This window comes from Prevotella pectinovora (assembly GCF_000834015.1).
GTDB classification, from domain to species: domain Bacteria; phylum Bacteroidota; class Bacteroidia; order Bacteroidales; family Bacteroidaceae; genus Prevotella; species Prevotella pectinovora.
This window is the reverse complement of record NZ_JXQI01000008.1, coordinates 1-18,310: the sequence shown is the minus strand read 5'-3', so window position 1 is coordinate 18,310 and position 18,310 is coordinate 1. Positions and strand designations below refer to the sequence as shown.

The window sequence follows — 18,310 nt, the reverse complement described above, 5'->3', positions numbered from 1 at the left end:
GATATCGAAATTGTCTAGTATTTCTTTGGGAAGAACTAGACGGGCTAATTGTTCAAGCATGTTCATAATGCAAAGATACAAAATACTATGAAATAAAAAACACCCCCAGTACTTTTCCGCTGACCCCGGATATGTCATATATCAGCGGATTTCATTTCCAGTGTCAGCGGTTTTCATTGGCGTTTTGTTTTTTTTCGTTATGCCAATAATCCCCAGACTGTCTGATGGCCGATTAGAGGGATATACAGTCAGATACGAAAAACTCCCCTGAAATCCGTTGTATGGTTTCAGGGGAGTAGCTTTCCAGGTCGGATCGTTCAAGTGCCGACGTTATTTCCTTTTTCTGTTGGCTCTTTGCTGGCGGTATTTCGCTTTCTGCATGGCTGAGCCACTACCGTGGGCACCAGTTATGTATGCCTTTTTCTTGGCTTTCGTCTTCACCTTGCCGTTGGAGTCGTCGCTCTTTCTGGCCGGTCTGAATGTCATGCCGCCTTCGATGATCTGATCTATGTCCATAGTCGTGATATTAATGGTGGAAGAGTCTCACGCCGGTGAATGCCATCGTGATGCCATATTTGTCGCAGGTGTCGATGACATGGTCGTCACGCACCGAACCACCTGCCTGTGCGATATATTCCACACCGCTCTTGTGGGCGCGTTCGATGTTGTCGCCGAATGGGAAGAAGGCATCGCTGCCCAGTGCCACCTTGGTGTTCTTGGCAATCCACTCCTTTTTCTCCTCCATCGTCAGCACCTCCGGCTTCTCTGTGAAGAACTGCTGCCATGTGCCGTCGGCGAGCACGTCGTCGTGGTCCTCGCTGATATATACGTCGATTGTGTTGTCGCGGTCAGCGCGGCGGATACCCGGCACGAAAGGAAGGTTCATCACCTTCGGGTGCTGGCGCAGCCACCAGATGTCAGCCTTGTTGCCGGCCAGACGCGTGCAGTGGATGCGGCTCTGCTGTCCTGCGCCGATGCCGATAGCCTGTCCGTCCTTCACGTAGCAAACAGAGTTGCTCTGTGTGTATTTCAGTGTGATGAGACTGATGATGAGGTCGCGCTTGGCCTCCTCTGTGAATTCCTTGCTCTTGGTAGGGATATTCTCGAAGAGCTTCGGGTCGTCGAGCTTCACCTCGTTGCGTCCCTGCTCGAATGTGATTCCGAACACCTGCTTGTGTTCAATCGGTGCTGGTTTGTAAGTAGGGTCTATCTTAATCACATTGTATGTACCCTTGCGCTTGTCGTGGAGGATTTCCAGAGCCTCAGGCGTAAAGTCCGGGGCAATAACTCCGTCGCTCACTTCCCTCTTGAGCAGCGTTGCCGTAGCGGCGTCGCAAGTGTCGCTCAATGCCACGAAGTCACCGTATGAACTCATGCGGTCGGCGCCGCGTGCCCTTGCGTATGCACAGGCGATGGGTGAGAGTTCCATCTTCAGGTCGTCAACGAAGTATATCTTCTTCAGTGTGTCGCTCAGTGGCAGTCCCACAGCGGCGCCTGCCGGTGATACATGCTTGAAGCTGGCTGCTGCAGGCAGTCCTGTAGCTTCTTTCAGCTCCTTCACGAGCTGCCAGCTGTTCAGGGCATCAAGGAAGTTGATGTAGCCCGGACGGCCGTTTAATACTTCGATTGGGAGTTCGCCCTCTTCCATGTAAATTCGTGAGGGCTTCTGATTCGGATTGCATCCGTACTTTAACTGTAACTCTTTCATTATAATGTCTCTTTACCTATTTTGCTGCAAAATTACTTCTTTTTTGTCAGATGTCAAAGCGTTGTGGCGAAAAGTGTATATGACGTGCGGAAGAAGGCATTGAAAGAAGCCGGTCTCCGCATAGACAGGAGACCGGCAATAATTTGTCTTTATAGAGAAAATGACCCGTTGGCGGAATAAGTTTAGCGCACACTTAATCCTTATAACCGATTTGGGTTAAAATGGGCACGGTGCTTGCCCAACTGGGGCACGGTGCTTGCCCATCATGGGCAACGTGCTTACCCCTGTTGGGCAGATTTGCTGTCAGACGTCTGCCCAATAAGTGACTGTTGTAACACCCATATTTCCATATTACAGGATTCTGCCAACGCAAACGATTCCTGTCGTCTGAATTCCTCTCATTTGACAATTCCTTCCATCTGACAATTACTTTCATCAGCAAACTATCCAGACAATTGCCTGACAATCGCAAGATAGTCAACTATCTGTTTGTCAGAATGTTACGGTGAAAAACCAGATGGTCTGACAGTTTTTTGGAAATTCTCTGTCATACAGTAAATCAGCGTTATTTCTTCCATAGCTTCGTCATGTCTTCGAGAGTCTTGCCTTTAGTTTCAGGAACCAGTTTCCAGACGAATAGTGCGGCAAGCACACAGATGACGCCATACATCACATAGGTGAACCAATGTCCGAAGTCGTCGCCTTCGGTGAGATGCATGTTGAATAGCGGTACGAAGGTGGAACTCACGATGAAATTGAATATCCACTGGAAGGCTACTGCAATGGCAACCGCTGCACCACGGATGGTGTTTGGGAAGAGCTCGGCGATGAGAACCCAGGCGATAGGGCCCCACGAGAACATGAAGCTCGCACTGTATACCATGATGCTCAGCATCGTCACCGTGCCAAGACTCGGGTTGCCGAAGGTGAGTGCCACGCCGAGCGCACCTATTGCCATGCCGATAGAACCCCAGATGAGCAGAGGCTTGCGTCCGAGTTTCTCTACCGTGAACACTGCAACGAGCGTGAACGATATGTTTACGATACCCATGATAACGGTCTGCACCATAGGGTCTTTCATTCCCATGTCTTCATAGATGCGGGGAGCGTAATAGAGCACGGCGTTGATACCCACTGCCTGTTGGAATACCGAGAGCATCACTCCCACGAAGATGCAGAGGAAACCATAGGTCATAAGAGGTTCCGTCCTCACGGTAATAGTCTCCTTTATATCTCTGATTATCTCCTTCGCCTTGTTCGAACCGTTGATGCGGGCGAGGATACCCTCAGCTTTCTTGTCCTGTCCTATCATCACGAGATAGCGAGGGGTTTCGGGCACGAAACATATCAGCAGAGTGAAGAGTGCTGCCGGCACGCATTCGCTGCCGAACATATACCTCCATCCCGTTTCCACCGTCCATTGGCAGTCTGCCCAGTTGGCAATCTTGCCTACAGCATCGTATATAGGGTTGGCGTGAGAACCGAGGATGATGAAGTTGACGAAATACACCACGAGCTGTCCGAAGATAATCGCAAACTGGTTCCAGCTGACGAGCATTCCGCGGATATTGCTCGGTGCCACCTCGCCGATATACATCGGACAGATGGCAGACGCCATTCCTACACCGAAGCCGCCAAGCACACGGTAGGCATTGAACACATATAGCAACTCCAGGCTTGCCCTGCCCTGTGGCATAATATACGATTCGGGTTCCATCGAACCCCATGCCGACAGGAAAAAGCAGATGCCGGCGAATATCAGCGAACGCTTGCGGCCGAAGCGGCTTGCGAAGAATCCGGATACGGCGCTGCCGAAGATGCAGCCGATGAGAGCACTCGAACTGGTGAAGCCGTGCATGAAGTCGGAGTACTGAAAGTCGGCAGCCCCTTTGAAGAACGCCTGTAGTCCCTTCTCTGCACCCGAAATCACAGCCGTGTCGTAGCCGAAGAGCAGTCCGCCCAACACCGCCACCATGACGATAGAGATTAGATATGACCTGCTGCCGTTTTCCTGCCAGGCCACATTCTGTTGTGTCTGTTTCATTTTGTTTTTTGTTTTACGTAGGTTAGTTCGTTATTATGAGGCAAAGGTAATGTTTATTGTTCGAAAAACATAATGTATTGAGCAGAATAATTATGAAAAACGTTTCCGTAGCATCGATAATCCACTTGTTTTGGCATTTTTTACACCATAAAACAAACTGTCATGTTCCTTTTTGCCGATGTTTTAAAAATAAGTCGATAATTTTGCGTAAATTTGCATCCACGGAAAAGCCGACGTTTCCATACACGGTGGTGTGGTAGCGCAGACAGGCTTTCCGTTATATAGGCAAGATGAAATTCAGAGACGTTATAGGACAGGAAGAAGCCAAGCGGCAGCTGCTGCAGCTCGTCGCCGAAGGCCGTGTGCCCCATGCCATGCTATTCTGTGGCCCGTTGGGATGCGGCAAGATGGCGCTTGCCATGGCTTTTGCCTCATTCCTGCTCGGAGAGCGTGACGACGATGATGCCGACCAGCATGCCGCCGCAGCAGCCATGCCGCCGCTAACCGCCGACAAGCGCCGCAGCGCAGAGGCGATGCTTGCCAAATGGGGACATCCCGACCTGTTCTTCTCATATCCCGTGATAAAACCTGCCGGCACTTCGTCAGAACACAAGATGGAAAGTGATGATTTTGCCCGGCAATGGAACGAGATGATATGCAAGTCGCCGTATTTCTCAATGGCCAACTGGCTCACTGCCATGGGTGCCGCCAACCAACAGCCGATTATCGGAGTGGGAGAGAGCAATGCGCTCGTACGTAAACTCAGCATGAAGTCGAGTCAGGGCGGATACAAGGTGTGCATAATATGGTTGCCGGAGAGGATGAACGGTGAATGCGCCAACAGTATGCTGAAGCTGATAGAGGAGCCGCCACACCAGACCGTGTTCATAATGGTTTGTGAGGAACCGGAGAAACTCCTTGAAACTATCCGCAGCCGTACTCAGCGGTTCGACTTCAAGCGCATAGACACTCCGTCGATGGAGCAGACGCTCATAGACAAACGATATGTGGCGCCCGATATGGCCCACCGCATAGCGAGAGTGGCAAACGGCAACTGGCTTGCCGCAGAGGCAGAACTTGATGCAGGCAACGAGAACAGACTCTTTCTCGACATGTTCATAATGCTCATGCGACTGGCATATATGCGCAAGATAAAAGACCTGAAGAAATGGAGCGAAGCGGTGGCGGGATACGGAAGAGAACGACAGAAGAGTATGCTCGCATATTTCGGAAGACTCATAAGAGAGAATTTCATGTATAACTTCCATAAACCCGAACTCAACTACATGACTGCCGAAGAGGAGAACTTCTCGAAGAATTTCGCCCGTTTCATCAACGAGGCGAATGTGGTGGAGCTGTCGGAACTCTACGAGCGTGGAATACGCGACATAGGACAGAACGCAAATGCCAAGATCGTGTTCTTCGACATCGCGCTTAAGACAATCGTGCTGCTCATACAGAAATGACATTCCGGATGGGAAGCACGGACAATATATATACACACACAATATTTTATTAATAAAGAAAAGAGAATTACGATATGGACTTCAAGAATATGAAATTCACCGTTGGCGACGGTTGTTCTCGCGGACTCTGCCGAAGAGGCTGCGGAAGGCAGGACCGCCAGCTGAATACATACGACTGGCTCGCTGATGTGCCGGGAAATGCCGAGAGCACAGACCTTGTTGAGGTGCAGTTCAAGAACACCCGAAAGGGATATTACCATAATGTCAATGCCCTCGATCTGAAGAAGGGCGATGTGGTGGCTGTGGAGGCAAGTCCGGGTCATGATATCGGAGTGGTGACGCTCACGGGAAAGCTCGTGAAACTGCAGGTCAAGAAGGCGAACCTCAAGTCTATGGACGACATCAAGCGCATATATCGCATAGCGAAACCAGTGGATATCGACAAATGGCGCGAGGCGAAGAGCCGCGAACACGGCACCATGATTCAGAGCCGACAGATAGCCAAAGACCTCAACCTGCAGATGAAAATCGGTGATGTGGAGTATCAGGGCGACGGCAACAAGGCGATTTTCTATTATATCGCCGATGAGCGAGTGGACTTCCGCCAGCTTATCAAGGTGCTTGCCGAGACTTTCCATGTGCGTATCGAGATGAAACAGATCGGAGCCAGACAGGAAGCAGGACGCATCGGCGGAACAGGACCTTGCGGCAGAGAACTGTGTTGCGCCACATGGATGAAGAACTTCGTGTCGGTGAGCACAGGAGCAGCCCGATATCAGGACATCTCGCTCAATCCGCAGAAGCTCGCAGGAATGTGTGCCAAACTGAAATGCTGTCTCAACTATGAGGTGGACAGCTACATAGAGGCAGGCCGCAAATTGCCGAGCCGCGAAGTGGTGCTGCAGACTATGGATGGCGACCACTTCCTCTTCAAGACAGATATCCTGGCAGGTCTTGTGACATATTCCACCGACAAGCGCCTCGCAGCAAACCTCGTGACAATCACCGCTCAGCGCGCACTCGAGATTGTGGAGATGAACAGGCGGGGAGAAAAGCCTGACTCGCTCAGCGACAGCGATGAGCCTATGACGGAGAACCATCAGGTGGACCTTCTGGCAGGCGAGAGTCTCACGAGATTTGACAAGGCAAAGAAAAAGAAGAAACAGAAGTCGCGTGGCAACAAAGCTCAGGACAACAAGGATGCTAAGGCTGCAAACGCCAACAACCAACAGCCTGCAAACAACCAGCAAGGAGGCATTCAGCAGGCTTCAGCCGAGAACAGGAAGCAGCGCCGGGCAGAAGGCAAGCAGCAACGTCAGGAGGACAAGCCACAGCAGCTACGCCAGGAGGGCAAGCCGCAACAGCGCCAAGAGGGTAAACAACAGCAGCGCCCTGATAACAAGCCACAGCGTGACGCCAAACCTCAACGCCCTGATGCTAATGGCGACCAGCAGAAACCGCAGGACGACCGTCAGAGCCAGCGCGGACCTAAGCAGCAGAGGAATGGTGGAAACGGAAACGGCGGACAGCGTCGTCGTCAGGGAAAACCTAACACTCCCCAACAGCCGAAGCAGGAGAAAGCCAATGACGGCGGCAACCAGTAAAAATAACGACAACGCAGATATGCACTTCAGACACACCATATTATATATAATGACATTCGCCGCAGTAATAGTGGCGAATGTCTTTGCATCATGCACTACCGACACCGTGTATGACACCTACGACCATACGCCGCTATCAGGCTGGGAGAAGAACGACACCCTGTCTTTCGACGTTCCCAAGATGAAGCAGGCTGGTGTATACTCTCAGTCGCTGGGCGTCAGGATGACGGAGATATTCCCGTTCACGAGCGTCAGTCTGATAGTGCAGCAGACGGTATATCCTTCCGGCAAGGTGGTTACCGACACCATCAAGTGTCCTATCACCGACAGCAGAGGAAATTTTCTCGGCGATGGTGTCAGTGCATACCAATACTCTTTCCCCATCCGTGAGATATCTCTCAACAAAGGCGACTCGCTGCATATCTGTGTGCGCCACAACATGAAGAGGGAGATACTTCCCGGTGTGTCAGACATCGGCGTGAAGATAGTGAAGAGATGATGGAGAATCTGATATGGAATTTCAGGATAAACAAAATCCTCTCTTCTAAAAAATCCAATTAAGCCCTAATGAACGTTTAGGGTTAAAACATAATGACCGATTGCTGTTTAGTGCGCAATCGGTCATTTTGTTTTCTTATGTCATTGAATGTTATTTCGGCATATTCCTTGCCGCATCGATTCTCAGGAAGATGAAAAGAAGAATCGTGAATCCCCATAGCGACGATCCTCCGTAGCTGAAGAACGGCAACGGAATACCGATTACAGGCGTCAGTCCCAAAACCATTCCCACGTTGATGAAAACATGGAAGAGGAAAACGCTCAATACGCAATAGCCATACACCCTGCCGAAACGGAACGGTTGTCGCTCCGCCATCTTTATCAGTCTGATGATGAGGGCGAGGAACAATAGCAATACTCCTGCCGACCCTACGAATCCCTCCTCTTCGCCAACGGTGCAGAAGATAAAGTCGGTGTCCTGCTCCGGCACGAATTTCAATTTCGTCTGTGTTCCGTTCAGAAATCCCTTGCCCTTCAGTCCGCCAGAACCGATGGCTATCTCGCTTTGGTGAACATTGTAGCCGGCACCCTTCAGGTCTTCATCGAGACCAAGCAGCACGTTGATGCGCACTCGCTGATGAGGCTCCATCACATTGTTCAATACGTAGCTTGCAGAATAGAAGAATGCCACTGAACCGACGGTGAACAACAGGATAAGGAAATAGTTGCGCATCCTCGTATACAACGCCTGGTATAGCAGATAGCCGATGAGAATCAGCGTAACTGCGAGCTGTACGTAAACGATATTGAAAGGCAACACGAATTCTGCGAACAGTACCGACAGCACCGTAGCACCCACTGAATAAGCTATGATGAGCCACGACTTGTGTTTGTCTTTGCAGTATGTGCGCACCATGCCGGCTGTGAATAACTGTACCAGCAGCAACACGACGAACGGTCCGATAGGAGTGGGCGAGGGTTCGATGAGAGTCTCGCCGTATCTGATTCCCACAACGAAATACACCACCATCGCTACTCCTGTGAACAATACGCTGCCCGGCATTCCCTCACGATAGAACATCAGGAAGAAAGACAGGTATACCAATGCAGAACCCGTTTCCTTCTGTGCCACGATGAAGAGCATCGGCAGCAATACGATGCCACAGGCAGTGGCGAAGTCGCGCCAGCGGTGTATGTCGAAACCATAGGTGCTCATGAATTTCGCCACGGCAAGGGCAGTGGCAAACTTGGCGAACTCTGCCGGTTGCAGTCGCAGCGGACCGAGCACGAGCCACGACCTCGAGCCTTTGATTTCGTGTGGGTTGAATATCGTGGCAAAGAGCAGCAGGAGCAACACCATATATATCACGTAGGCGAAGGTGTCGTAGAACTTGCTGTCGAGCATCAGCAACACGAAGCCCAGTGCTATCGAAGTGCCTATCCATACTATCTGCATGCCGGAGCGGGCACCCAGTGAGAATATGTCGTTGTCGCCATAGGTGTAGCTCGCTCCGCATACGCTGATCCATCCGAAGCAGAGCAGTGCCACATAGATTATTATCGTCCACCAGTCCAGAGAGCGAAGCACGCTCGGTTGTTTATCTGTCACTTGAGCCATAAGCTATACGTCTGTGTTGGAATGCCTCTGCCTCTTTCTCAGAAGAAGGCGACAGCTTTCCGTTAATATACTGTTCCATCATCAGTCCGCCGATAGGTACACCGTAGTCGGCTCCCCATCCTCCGTTCTCCACGTAGACGGCGATGGCAATCTTCGGTTTGTTCATAGGGGCGAAGCCCATGAATACGGAGTGGTCGTGGCCGCGGTTCTGGGCTGTACCGGTCTTTCCGCAGGCTTCTATCGGCAGTCGGGAGAGCATTTTGCAGGTGCCGTCCATTGCCGACTTCCTCATTCCCGCCACGATATATTCGTACGACCGGTGGTTTGCCTTGGTGTAGTGGCGCTCTCTGAATTCCGGTTTGAGATACTCGCCCTTCACCTTCTTCACCACGTGTGGCGTATAGAAGAATCCTCTGTTGGCGATTGTCGCTCCCAGGTTGGCAATCTGGAGCGGGGTGAGGTTCACCTCGCCCTGTCCGATGCTGATACTGATTACCGTCAGTCCGTTCCACGATCCCTTGTATGCCTTGTCGTAGAACTGTGCGTTTGGAATCAGTCCGCGTTTCTCTCCCGGCAGGTCTATGCCCAGTTTATATCCGAATCCCATGCTCACCATGTAGTCGCGCCATGTGTTCATGGCATCCTGCACGGTTTTGTATCTCTTTCTGTTGCCCAGCATATAATACAGTCCCCAGCAGAAATATCCGTTGCATGAAGTGCCTATTGCCGGCACTATGGATAACGGTGAGGCGTGTCCGTGGCATCCCACATGGAGTCCGCGGAACGAGAATCCGTGATGGCATGGGAAAGCCGTGGATGGCGACACGATGCCTTCGGTCAGGAACGTCAGGCCCTGTGAAGTCTTGAAGGTGGAGCCAGGAGGATACTGTCCCATGATTGAGCGGTTGAGCAACGGACGGTAGGGGTCTTTCATCAAGTAGTGGTGCATCTTGCCTCTCATCCTTCCCGTCATCAGGCGTGGGTCGTAGCTTGGCGACGACACCATGCAAAGCACCTCTCCCGTGGCAGGCTCGATGGCAACGATACTTCCTATCTTGCCCTGCATCAGTCTCTCGCCGAGCGCCTGCAGCTGCAGGTCGATGCCGAGCGTGAGGTCTTTGCCGGCAATGGGCTTGGTGTCGAACTTGCCGTTCTGGTAGCTGCCCTGTATTCTGCCGTGTGCGTCGCGCAGCAGGATATGCACTCCCTTGGTGCCGCGCAGCTCTTTCTCGTAGTATTTCTCTATGCCGAGCTTTCCGATATAGTCGCCTGCCTGGTAGTAGTCGTCGTCTTCGATGTCGGCGAGTGAAACCTCGCTCACATCGCCAAGCACGTGGGCGGCATAAGGATACATGTATTGTCGGATGCTGCGCTTCTGTATGTAGAAACCGGGAAACCGGTATATCTTTTCCTGGAACACGGAGTTTTCCTCTGATGTCAGCTGGCTCATGAAGAGCTGCTGGGTGAATCTGGAGTAGCCGGGGTTCTTTGAACGGTCTTTTATATCGTTCATCCTTTTTATGAAGAATTCCTTGGTAATGCCCAAGGCGTTGCAGAAAGCCATGGTGTCGAGGCGTCCGCTCTCCTCGTTCATTATCACCATTATGTCGTAGGCATGCTGGTTGTATACGAGGAGTTTGCCGTGGCGGTCGGTGATGGCGCCACGGGCGGGGAATTCTATTTTTTTCAGGAATGCGTTACTGTCGGCATTCTTCTTGTAGTCCTCACTCATGATCTGCAACACGAAGAGTCGTATGATGTAGATGATGATGATGACCATGGCAACGCCGCCAATCACGTATTTCCTGTTTTCTAATCCGAAATCTTTGCTCATTTCTTGAAATTGTTGTTTCCTGCTCTTGTCAGTCTCTTCTCACGTTTTCCACCACGAGCACGAGCAATACAGTTATTATGGTGCTGCCCACGATGTTGTATATCCACTGCAGCCAGTTGAAGAAGTTGAAGGTCTCGAGTGTAAAGAATGTGATACAGAATATGAACACGAGTATCGATGTGTAGCTGATATACTTCACCGGACCGAGCGTGCGGAACGACGGTTTCAGGTCGTCCTGGTTGTCGTGTGCCACGAAGATATTGAGCACGTATGGCTGTAGCAGCGACATGAGAGTCATTGAGGCTGCAGCCAGTCCGGGGGTGTTAGAGAAGATGTCTACACACAGTCCGATGACAAATCCCCAAAGTAGGTTTGCCCATTGCGGACAGAAGCGGTTGATGCGCAGCACGAGATATACGTAGAGTAGCGGAGTGGCGCATCCCAGCAGGTGTATGTTGTTGAGTACCAGCACTTGTGCCAGTACGAGTATTGTCAATAGGAGGATTTTTTTTATGATGTCGATGCTCATTATTTGTTCCTTTCCCTTTATTGGTGATAAAGTTGTCGTGGCGGTACCGCCTTGTTATTTCTTGCTGGTGTCTCTCGGTTTCAGCGAGTCTTGAGCCGCTTTCAGCAACAGAGCCTTGTCTTTGAGCGCACTGTTGTCTATCACGCATACGTGGCGCAGTTTGCCGAAGTCGGTTGAGAGTCTTAGCTGCACTCGGTATGAGAGTCCGTCGGAGGAGTTGAACACGTGGAGAATCTTGCCCACCATTATTCCTGGCGGGAATATCGACGAGTATCCGTTTGTCACCACGTAGTCGCCGAGAGCGAATCTGGCGTGGCGCGGTACATCGTCAACATAGGCAATGTCGCTCGGCGTTCCCTTCCAGTGCAGGAAACCGAAGTATCCCCTCTTGCGTATCATGACGCTGATGTTCGAGTTTACGTTTATCACCGGCAATACTATAGAGTAGTGATCAGATGCCATATACACCACTCCCACTACTCCCGTGCCGCATGCCACTCCCATGTCCTCGTGTATTCCGTCAGCTTTACCTTTGTCTATGGTGATGAGGTTGTCTTCACGGTTTATGGTGCTCTGTATCACCTTCGCCGGAATGAGCTTGAAGCCGGCAAGCGCCTGTTTCTGACACTGTTCCATGGCGAGGGAGTCGCCGTGGTGGGTGGCGATGTATTGAGTGAGGGCTCTTACTTGCTGTTCGAGAATGAGGTTGCGCTCGCTGAGCTTTTTGTTGCTCTGCGACATGTTGAAGAATGTCGTTACTGAGGAGTTGTATTCATATACCTTTCCTGCCACGGCGTTTGCCGAGGAGAAGTATACGCTGCCCTGGAAATTGTTGAACCTGAACAGCAGCACGAAGCATATCACTTCGAGAAGGATGAATACGAACCAGTGGTTGTATTTCGCCAAGAAGGCAAGAAGATTGCGCATTGTGTATCAAAAGAAAAAAGGCAAGGCTGTAAAAAAGTAAAAGGACTCTCGCTTGTCAGCGCTGACTTTTTACTTTTCTACGGCACTATACCTTTTCGCTGTTAAATTGTATTTTGTATTTCTTTGTTATCTCATGAGGAATGAGAAGCGGTCAACGTTCTTCAACGCGATGCCGGCTCCCTTGGCAACACTGTGCAATGGATCCTCGGCGATGTGGAACTTGATGTTGATCTTGTCGGTCAGACGCTTGTCCAGACCGCGCAGCAGAGCGCCACCTCCCGTCAGGTATATGCCGTTCTTCACGATGTCGGCATAGAGCTCCGGCGGTGTGTTCTCAAGTGCTGAAAGCACGGCGTTCTCTATCTTTGCGATTGTCTTGTCGATGCAGTGGGCAATTTCCTGATAGCATACAGGCACCTCCATTGGCAGGGCGGTGATGCGGTTCGGACCATGTACCACATAGTCTTCTGGTCCTTCCTCACCAAGGTCGGTGAGTGCGGAACCAACGTGTATCTTGATTCGCTCGGCCATACGCTCGCTCACCTTCACGTTGTGCTGGCGGCTCATGTAGTCCTGGATGTCGGCTGTCAGGTCGTCGCCGGCGGTGCGGATGGAATTGTTGGATACGATGCCGCCCAATGAAATCACGGCAATCTCGGTGCTGCCGCCACCGATGTCAACAATCATGTTACCCTCCGGAGCCTCCACGTCGATTCCGATACCGATGGCAGCTGCCATAGGCTCGAAAATCAGATATACGTCGCGGCCGTCGGCATGTTCTGCAGAGTCGCGCACGGCTCTCAGCTCAACCTCAGTAGAGCCTGAAGGCACGCCGATCACCATTCGCAGTGACGGCGAGAAGAGGCGGCTTCCTGTGTGTACCATCTTTATCAGTCCGCGCATCATCTGCTCACAGGCAGTGAAGTCGGCAATCACGCCGTCGCGTAGCGGACGGATGGTGCGTATGTTGTCGTGAGTTTTCTCATACATCATCTTGGCTTTTTCGCCAACGGCAATCATCTTGTCGGTGCGGCGGTCGAGAGCCACTACCGATGGCTCGTCAACTACTATCTTGTCATCGCTGATGATGATAGTGTTGGCGGTACCCAAGTCCATTGCTATCTCTTGTATAAATGAAAAGAATCCCATATTCGTTCTTTTGCTTTTACCTTATTATATATATATTAAGTTCTTGCAAGCTTTCCTGCTTGTCCTGTCTGTTGACTGGCAGACTCTTTTTTTTCTCTCTCTTGACAGGTTGCCGCTTGTTGTTGCCGGCTCTTCATGTCTCCTTCCCGTCAGTTTCCGTTAGTCTTCTCGTCAACTTTTCTTTCTTTTGCTCCTCGCTTATTTCTCAAACCATGCGTGGATAGCCGTGTCGTAGTGGCTGCTCACTCCGAAAGCTCTTGTGGCGAACATGCGACGGTCTTCGATGTCGGTCTGGGCGCCCTTCTTGTTCAGTATGTCGAGCAGCACACCATATTCAGCCTTGCTTGGCACGATGACAACGTCTTTGAAGTTCTTTGCTCCGGCACGGATCAGCGAGATGCCGCCGATGTCGATCTTCTCGATGATGTCGGTCTCAGAAGCTCCGCTTGCCACGGTGTCCTCGAATGGATAGAGGTCTACGATGACCAAATCAATCTCTGGTATCTCGAATTCCTGCATCTGGTCGCGGTCGCCTTCGTTGTCGCGGCGGGCCAGGATGCCTCCGAATATTTTCGGATGGAGGGTCTTTACTCTTCCGCCAAGGATAGAGGGATATGTCGTTACGTCCTCCACTGCCTGGCATTCATAGCCAAGCGACTCAATGAATTTCTGTGTACCTCCTGTAGAAAGGAATTTCACACCCTCAGCATTCAGTTTTGCGAGAAGCTCATCCAGCCCGTCTTTGTGAAACACTGATACCAATGCGGTCTTGATTTGTCTTGTTCCAGCCATCTTCTGTTTCTTTATATGTCGTGTAAAAATATGTATTTGGTTGCAAAGTTACAAAATATCGTTATATTTCCCATTCTATTGCGGCGAAAAAATAGAGGATAGTAGCTATTTTTTGACTTTCGATAAACAAAGGGCGCTTATGGAGCAATTTATATTCCTTTTCAACCCAAATCGGGCTTTGGAACTTGTCGTATCAAACGGCTTCATGACCGTTTTGGAATCTGCCGGAATCCGTTGCCAAGCGCCTTGTTGTCATACTATGCTGAAATAGAGCCGCCTGTAGGCGAGATATATGAAATCAGCGGTTTTCACCCATCGTCTCTTCTTCAGCATCGAGATGCACAGTCGGCAAATCCTGTCGCCGGGTTCGTATGTCAGCGTCTCGTCGGCGATGGCAGCGTCAAGATTGCTGTCGGCAAGACATCTGAAGGCGTTGGCGATGCCGATGTCCACTGCCTTGCGGTATTTGCTGCCGTCGGCTACGGTCATGAAGAAATCCGCCACGAGCTGGCATGCCCTCAGGTGGGAGCGTAGATGCTTCTCTGATATGGTATGCGTATACGAAGTGTTGTTGTCCATGCGGTAGTAATACACGTTCTTGTCTACGGTCGCTATCCGTGAGTGATACACAGCCCTCGGCACCACGGCATAGTCTTCGCTGAAGTCGATGCCCTCCACACTGTATATTCCGTTCTCCGTCAGTGTCTCCCTGCGGTATAGCCTGCCCCATATCCTGTTTTTCACTATGTTCTGGCATAGCAGTGCCTTCAGGTATTTCTCCTTTCCCATCTGTGGCGGTCCCGCATATCTTGTGGCCTTGCCGTCTCTCCATTCTGAATATCCGCCGGTTACGATGTCGGCGCCGCTTTCCTCGGCCTTCGCCATCAGCAGGGCTATGGCGTCGAGGGGCAGGATGTCGTCGCTGTCCACGTGGGTCACGTATTCTCCCGTTGCCTTCTGCAGGGCGGTGAGTCTTGCTCCGCCAAGTCCTCTGTTGTGGTCATGGCGGATTATTCTTGTCTGACTTTTCCTCTGGGGATATTCTTCGGCAACCCTTTCAAGTATGGCGATACTGCCGTCCTTCGAACAGTCGTCTACGAACACATATTCTATGTTACCGTAAGTCTGTTCGAACAGTGATCTCGCACATTCTTCTATATATTTCTCTACGCCATATACCGGCACGAGTACTGACACTTTCTTCATATCTTACAAAAGTAACACTATTTTCTCTTTCTCTCGTTCCGCCTCTCCGGTTTTGTGTTAATTTAACCTTTTCGCATTCGCTGCTTTCTGATAATCCCCAACCGGTCATCGGTGCTTGTTTGGTTTTTCTCCAGGCAGAAAAGAGATGATTGTTTCATGGCAAAGGAGAACGGAGGTTGTGGCTTTGATATTCAAGATTTTATTTGTATGGCGTGGCTTTATATTGACAAGCCCCGACGGGTAGTGCTTACCGGTCGGGGCTTGTTGTAGATATGGGGCTTATGCTATGCGCTTATTCTATGGTGATTTTCCATAATATAGCGTCGGGCTCGATGTCTGACAGGGTGACAGGAATCAATCTCTCCGTGTCTTTCATCTTTGCCAACTTGTTATGGCCGCGTTGGGTTAGGTCTCTGATGAACGGTTCGCAATATACCTTTTCCGAACCGAGGTTGAGTCTGAGTTCACCTAAGTTTAACACCCACTTTATCTTGGTAGGCACGGCCTTCATCAGTGTGTGGTATTTTGTGTCTGCAGTCACTTTGATGCCCATCAGAGAGAGTTCTATTCCTGAACCCATGGCTATGCTGACGGAATTGATGGTTCCGGCATCGTCGGTGGTTACAGAAAACACTTCTTCTTCTTCGTTTTTCAGATAGCTATACAGATATGTGCCATCTCCGAAGTCGGTCTTGTCGACTTTTGAATATAGCCCAGGACAGGAGTTCGGGATGTCTTTGACGTTGGCGCCGATTCTTGCCTTCCAGAATCCGGTGGCGTCACCAGTCCATTGCGCATTGATGTTCTGTACGCATACTGCCGTGCTGGTCGTTTCCGTTCCGATCGCGTTCGCATTTAGTGCTGCAGCTAAAGCGATGCAGCAAGTAGCTAATTTTTTTATTGTATTCATGTCGTAATTAATTAGTTGTCTGTTCCTACTTATTTTCTTGAAGCGAAGTACATTCCATCGTTGACAGCCATTCTCACCTGGTAGATGCCGGCCTGGTCTTGCGATACTTTCATCTTCTTGCCGTTGGGCAGAGTTGCCATGATGGTGCCGTCGTCGTTGAAACGGAACAGTTCCTTGATGGCGCCTTTGTCCTCGTAGCTCCAGCTCTTCTCCTTCTTGTTATATACAAGGTGTGACACCTCGCCGTCGGGAGAGGTTATCTCATAACCGTTCTTCAGTGTCTTCACGGCATACATGCGGCCGTCTTTGCCCATCACATTTTGGGTCTCACCCACCTTGGCCATCACTTTGCTGCCGCTCCAGAACTCGATGGTGTTGAGGATGAACAGGTCTGCCACGCCACACACGGCATAGGCAGGGCTTATCAGAAGGAACACAAGTTCGTTGAGGAACTTGCAGCTGCTAAGGCTCTTGTTCCAGTCTAACACCTTGTTGGTCAATCCGAAAGAACCGATACATGAACTCAGAGTCACCGCACCTGCTAACAGTGCAATAATGGATTTTGTCGTGAATTTTCTCATTTGTTGCTATAGATTTTATTGTTATCAGATTATATATGTCTCTGCAAATATATGTTTTTTTCGCTTCCTGAACAATAATTACAGGGAATAAGTTGGATGAGAAGATTGTAAAAGTTGTTAACACCTTATGTCGTCAGAGGATATCACAGTCGTAATCCCACTTTAGCTCCCAGTGTCATGATGTGCATATACTCCCTGCTGCCATGGCTCGCCGGGGCCTGGATGTTGTAGTCGTCTTTCCGGTGGAGGTCTGGAACACGTTGCCTTCGTCAAGGTCGTATTTGCTCAACGGCAGGTTGAATCCCATGTATAGACTGAGAAACGAGTTGCGGTCGGTGTCGAATTCCTCGTATGCCTCTTGCTTTTCCTTGATATTCAGTCCTTTGTCCCCGCATCAGGCACTTGCCACTCCTCTCCGTTTACAGTAGCTTTAAGTCTTGTTTTGTCCCGTTTTTGGGCACGCACCTTGCCCAAGTGGGGCAAGCACGTTGCCCAACATGGGTAAGCACGTTGCCCCACCTGGGCACATTTCCTTTTCCTTTCGTGCCCAAAATCTTCCATTTTCCATGACCGTGTGTTACATATCCTTTTGTCAGAAATCAGAACCAGAGTAACCTGCATCTCCCCTTCGGGGGAGACCGAGAGGGGGCTGAAGTCAGCAGGAAAGATCATCAACAAGTGGCTTGTTTCATCAGCTTAGAACTCAGCAAGGAATGGGGAGTGCCCCCAGCACCCGCAAATCCCAGTAAATCCAAAGATAAATCCAATAACCCATTCACCACCTGAAAAATCAGTGAAAAAGTCAAATCCGTGTTTAATTTTTGTCCATCGCCGCAGGCAGATGGACACCAAATGCTCACATATATAATCCTTCCTTGTTATTGCGTAGAGTCCCCATGTCATATATCAGTCACAATAAAGCATCACCAACGGAAATCCCGCTCCCCATGAAAACAATACCATCGATAATTTCCCATCGCGCGCATATATAAATATAATGTGAATCCCACACCTTTTCCTCTAATTCTGTCAAATAAAAGGAAAACCGTCACTTTTTTCTCATTTTCTTTTGAAAACATTTGGATGGTATGAGAAAAATCCATACCTTTGCATCCGCTTTTGAGAACGAACGCTGTTACAAAACAGTCACTAAGTCAGAAAGAGCGACAAAAGAAAGAGTTCTTTGAAAAGATTACAATAAACAGAGAAGTAGTAGTACAAGAAGCAGGCTTCTTTTCCACCTTATATTATATAGGGGTTATGGAGAAAGAAGTTCTGGGTAGAACGAAACCTATCAATTTCTGAAGGTGATACCGAATGATTTTCGGAGGCATTCTGAACAGAGACAAAACGAACTTTCCTTCGGGAAAGGTCATTATAAAGATATTATACAATGGAGAGTTTGATCCTGGCTCAGGATGAACGCTAGCTACAGGCTTAACAC

The 18,310-nt window shown here is 50.1% G+C and carries 16 protein-coding genes; 3 read left to right on the top strand and 13 right to left on the bottom strand.

Annotated elements, in window-relative coordinates:
- Positions 1 to 330: 330 nt before the first annotated feature.
- The 3 genes from ST42_RS00690 to xylE form a co-directional block, all read right to left on the bottom strand.
- Positions 331 to 516 carry a hypothetical protein gene (locus ST42_RS00690; protein ID WP_022316315.1) on the bottom strand — a complete coding sequence of 62 codons (186 nt, stop codon included), beginning with the start codon at positions 514 to 516 and terminating at the stop codon, positions 331 to 333.
- A 10-nt stretch (positions 517 to 526) separates the two neighbouring features.
- Positions 527 to 1,708, bottom strand: a complete 1,182-nt coding sequence (locus tag ST42_RS00685; protein WP_022316316.1) for a phosphoribosylaminoimidazolecarboxamide formyltransferase — start codon at positions 1,706 to 1,708, stop codon at positions 527 to 529.
- A 565-nt stretch (positions 1,709 to 2,273) separates the two neighbouring features.
- Entirely contained in the window at positions 2,274 to 3,752 is a 1,479-nt protein-coding gene (gene xylE / locus ST42_RS00680; protein WP_022316495.1) for a D-xylose transporter XylE, read from the bottom strand.
- A gap of 290 nt (positions 3,753 to 4,042) precedes the next feature.
- Between xylE and ST42_RS00675 the strand changes: the two genes are divergently transcribed.
- The 3 genes from ST42_RS00675 (at position 4,043) to ST42_RS00665 (ending at position 7,321) form a co-directional block, all read left to right on the top strand.
- Positions 4,043 to 5,218, top strand: coding sequence for a DNA polymerase III subunit (locus ST42_RS00675; protein WP_022316496.1), 1,176 nt, complete (start codon positions 4,043 to 4,045; stop codon positions 5,216 to 5,218).
- A gap of 74 nt (positions 5,219 to 5,292) precedes the next feature.
- Positions 5,293 to 6,822: a PSP1 domain-containing protein gene (locus tag ST42_RS00670; protein WP_082028537.1), complete on the top strand. Its 1,530-nt coding sequence runs from the start codon at positions 5,293 to 5,295 to the stop codon at positions 6,820 to 6,822.
- Between the two features lie 49 nt (positions 6,823 to 6,871).
- A complete protein-coding gene (locus tag ST42_RS00665; protein WP_042520218.1) occupies positions 6,872 to 7,321 on the top strand; it encodes a gliding motility lipoprotein GldH in 450 nt (149 codons plus the stop codon).
- Positions 7,322 to 7,471: 150 nt separating this feature from the next.
- On the opposite strand, the gene rodA is transcribed toward ST42_RS00665, so the two are convergent.
- The 10 genes from rodA to ST42_RS14175 form a co-directional block, all read right to left on the bottom strand.
- Complete coding sequence (rodA, locus tag ST42_RS00660) at positions 7,472 to 8,938, bottom strand: rod shape-determining protein RodA (protein ID WP_044065752.1); 1,467 nt, start codon at positions 8,936 to 8,938, stop codon at positions 7,472 to 7,474.
- A complete protein-coding gene (locus tag ST42_RS00655) occupies positions 8,919 to 10,772 on the bottom strand; it encodes a penicillin-binding transpeptidase domain-containing protein (RefSeq protein WP_022316232.1) in 1,854 nt (617 codons plus the stop codon). Before ST42_RS00655 ends, rodA begins: the two co-directional genes overlap by 20 nt.
- A gap of 28 nt (positions 10,773 to 10,800) precedes the next feature.
- Positions 10,801 to 11,301 (bottom strand): rod shape-determining protein MreD, encoded by a 501-nt coding sequence (gene mreD / locus ST42_RS00650; RefSeq protein ID WP_044071872.1) that lies wholly within the window; start codon positions 11,299 to 11,301, stop codon positions 10,801 to 10,803.
- Between the two features lie 54 nt (positions 11,302 to 11,355).
- Complete coding sequence (gene mreC / locus ST42_RS00645) at positions 11,356 to 12,228, bottom strand: rod shape-determining protein MreC (protein WP_022316230.1); 873 nt, start codon at positions 12,226 to 12,228, stop codon at positions 11,356 to 11,358.
- A gap of 126 nt (positions 12,229 to 12,354) precedes the next feature.
- The gene (locus ST42_RS00640; RefSeq protein WP_022316229.1) at positions 12,355 to 13,377 is read right to left on the bottom strand and encodes a rod shape-determining protein; all 1,023 of its coding nucleotides are present in this window, start codon (positions 13,375 to 13,377) and stop codon (positions 12,355 to 12,357) included.
- 198 nt (positions 13,378 to 13,575) lie between these two features.
- Positions 13,576 to 14,169, bottom strand: a complete 594-nt coding sequence (locus tag ST42_RS00635; protein WP_022316228.1) for an IMP cyclohydrolase — start codon at positions 14,167 to 14,169, stop codon at positions 13,576 to 13,578.
- 252 nt (positions 14,170 to 14,421) lie between these two features.
- The gene (locus ST42_RS00630; protein WP_044065756.1) at positions 14,422 to 15,375 is read right to left on the bottom strand and encodes a glycosyltransferase family 2 protein; all 954 of its coding nucleotides are present in this window, start codon (positions 15,373 to 15,375) and stop codon (positions 14,422 to 14,424) included.
- A gap of 292 nt (positions 15,376 to 15,667) precedes the next feature.
- Positions 15,668 to 16,285: a hypothetical protein gene (locus ST42_RS00625; RefSeq protein WP_044071871.1), complete on the bottom strand. Its 618-nt coding sequence runs from the start codon at positions 16,283 to 16,285 to the stop codon at positions 15,668 to 15,670.
- A gap of 29 nt (positions 16,286 to 16,314) precedes the next feature.
- The gene (locus tag ST42_RS00620) at positions 16,315 to 16,866 is read right to left on the bottom strand and encodes a DUF3332 domain-containing protein (RefSeq protein ID WP_022316225.1); all 552 of its coding nucleotides are present in this window, start codon (positions 16,864 to 16,866) and stop codon (positions 16,315 to 16,317) included.
- Positions 16,867 to 18,113: 1,247 nt separating this feature from the next.
- A partial coding sequence (locus tag ST42_RS14175) for a hypothetical protein (protein ID WP_231556847.1) occupies positions 18,114 to 18,310 on the bottom strand: 197 nt, incomplete at its 5' end.

Excerpts from the sequence above, each read along its gene's own strand:
- ST42_RS00690 (WP_022316315.1), bottom strand. The coding sequence starts at position 516 with ATGGACATAGATCAGATCATCGAAGGCGGCATGACATTCAGACCGGCC.
- ST42_RS00685 (WP_022316316.1), bottom strand. The coding sequence starts at position 1,708 with ATGAAAGAGTTACAGTTAAAGTACGGATGCAATCCGAATCAGAAGCCC.
- xylE (WP_022316495.1), bottom strand. The coding sequence starts at position 3,752 with ATGAAACAGACACAACAGAATGTGGCCTGGCAGGAAAACGGCAGCAGG.
- ST42_RS00675 (WP_022316496.1), top strand. The coding sequence starts at position 4,043 with ATGAAATTCAGAGACGTTATAGGACAGGAAGAAGCCAAGCGGCAGCTG.
- ST42_RS00670 (WP_082028537.1), top strand. The coding sequence starts at position 5,293 with ATGGACTTCAAGAATATGAAATTCACCGTTGGCGACGGTTGTTCTCGC.
- ST42_RS00665 (WP_042520218.1), top strand. The coding sequence starts at position 6,872 with ATGACATTCGCCGCAGTAATAGTGGCGAATGTCTTTGCATCATGCACT.
- rodA (WP_044065752.1), bottom strand. The coding sequence starts at position 8,938 with ATGGCTCAAGTGACAGATAAACAACCGAGCGTGCTTCGCTCTCTGGAC.
- ST42_RS00655 (WP_022316232.1), bottom strand. The coding sequence starts at position 10,772 with ATGAGCAAAGATTTCGGATTAGAAAACAGGAAATACGTGATTGGCGGC.
- mreD (WP_044071872.1), bottom strand. The coding sequence starts at position 11,301 with ATGAGCATCGACATCATAAAAAAAATCCTCCTATTGACAATACTCGTA.
- mreC (WP_022316230.1), bottom strand. The coding sequence starts at position 12,228 with ATGCGCAATCTTCTTGCCTTCTTGGCGAAATACAACCACTGGTTCGTA.
- ST42_RS00640 (WP_022316229.1), bottom strand. The coding sequence starts at position 13,377 with ATGGGATTCTTTTCATTTATACAAGAGATAGCAATGGACTTGGGTACC.
- ST42_RS00635 (WP_022316228.1), bottom strand. The coding sequence starts at position 14,169 with ATGGCTGGAACAAGACAAATCAAGACCGCATTGGTATCAGTGTTTCAC.
- ST42_RS00630 (WP_044065756.1), bottom strand. The coding sequence starts at position 15,375 with ATGAAGAAAGTGTCAGTACTCGTGCCGGTATATGGCGTAGAGAAATAT.
- ST42_RS00625 (WP_044071871.1), bottom strand. The coding sequence starts at position 16,285 with ATGAATACAATAAAAAAATTAGCTACTTGCTGCATCGCTTTAGCTGCA.
- ST42_RS00620 (WP_022316225.1), bottom strand. The coding sequence starts at position 16,866 with ATGAGAAAATTCACGACAAAATCCATTATTGCACTGTTAGCAGGTGCG.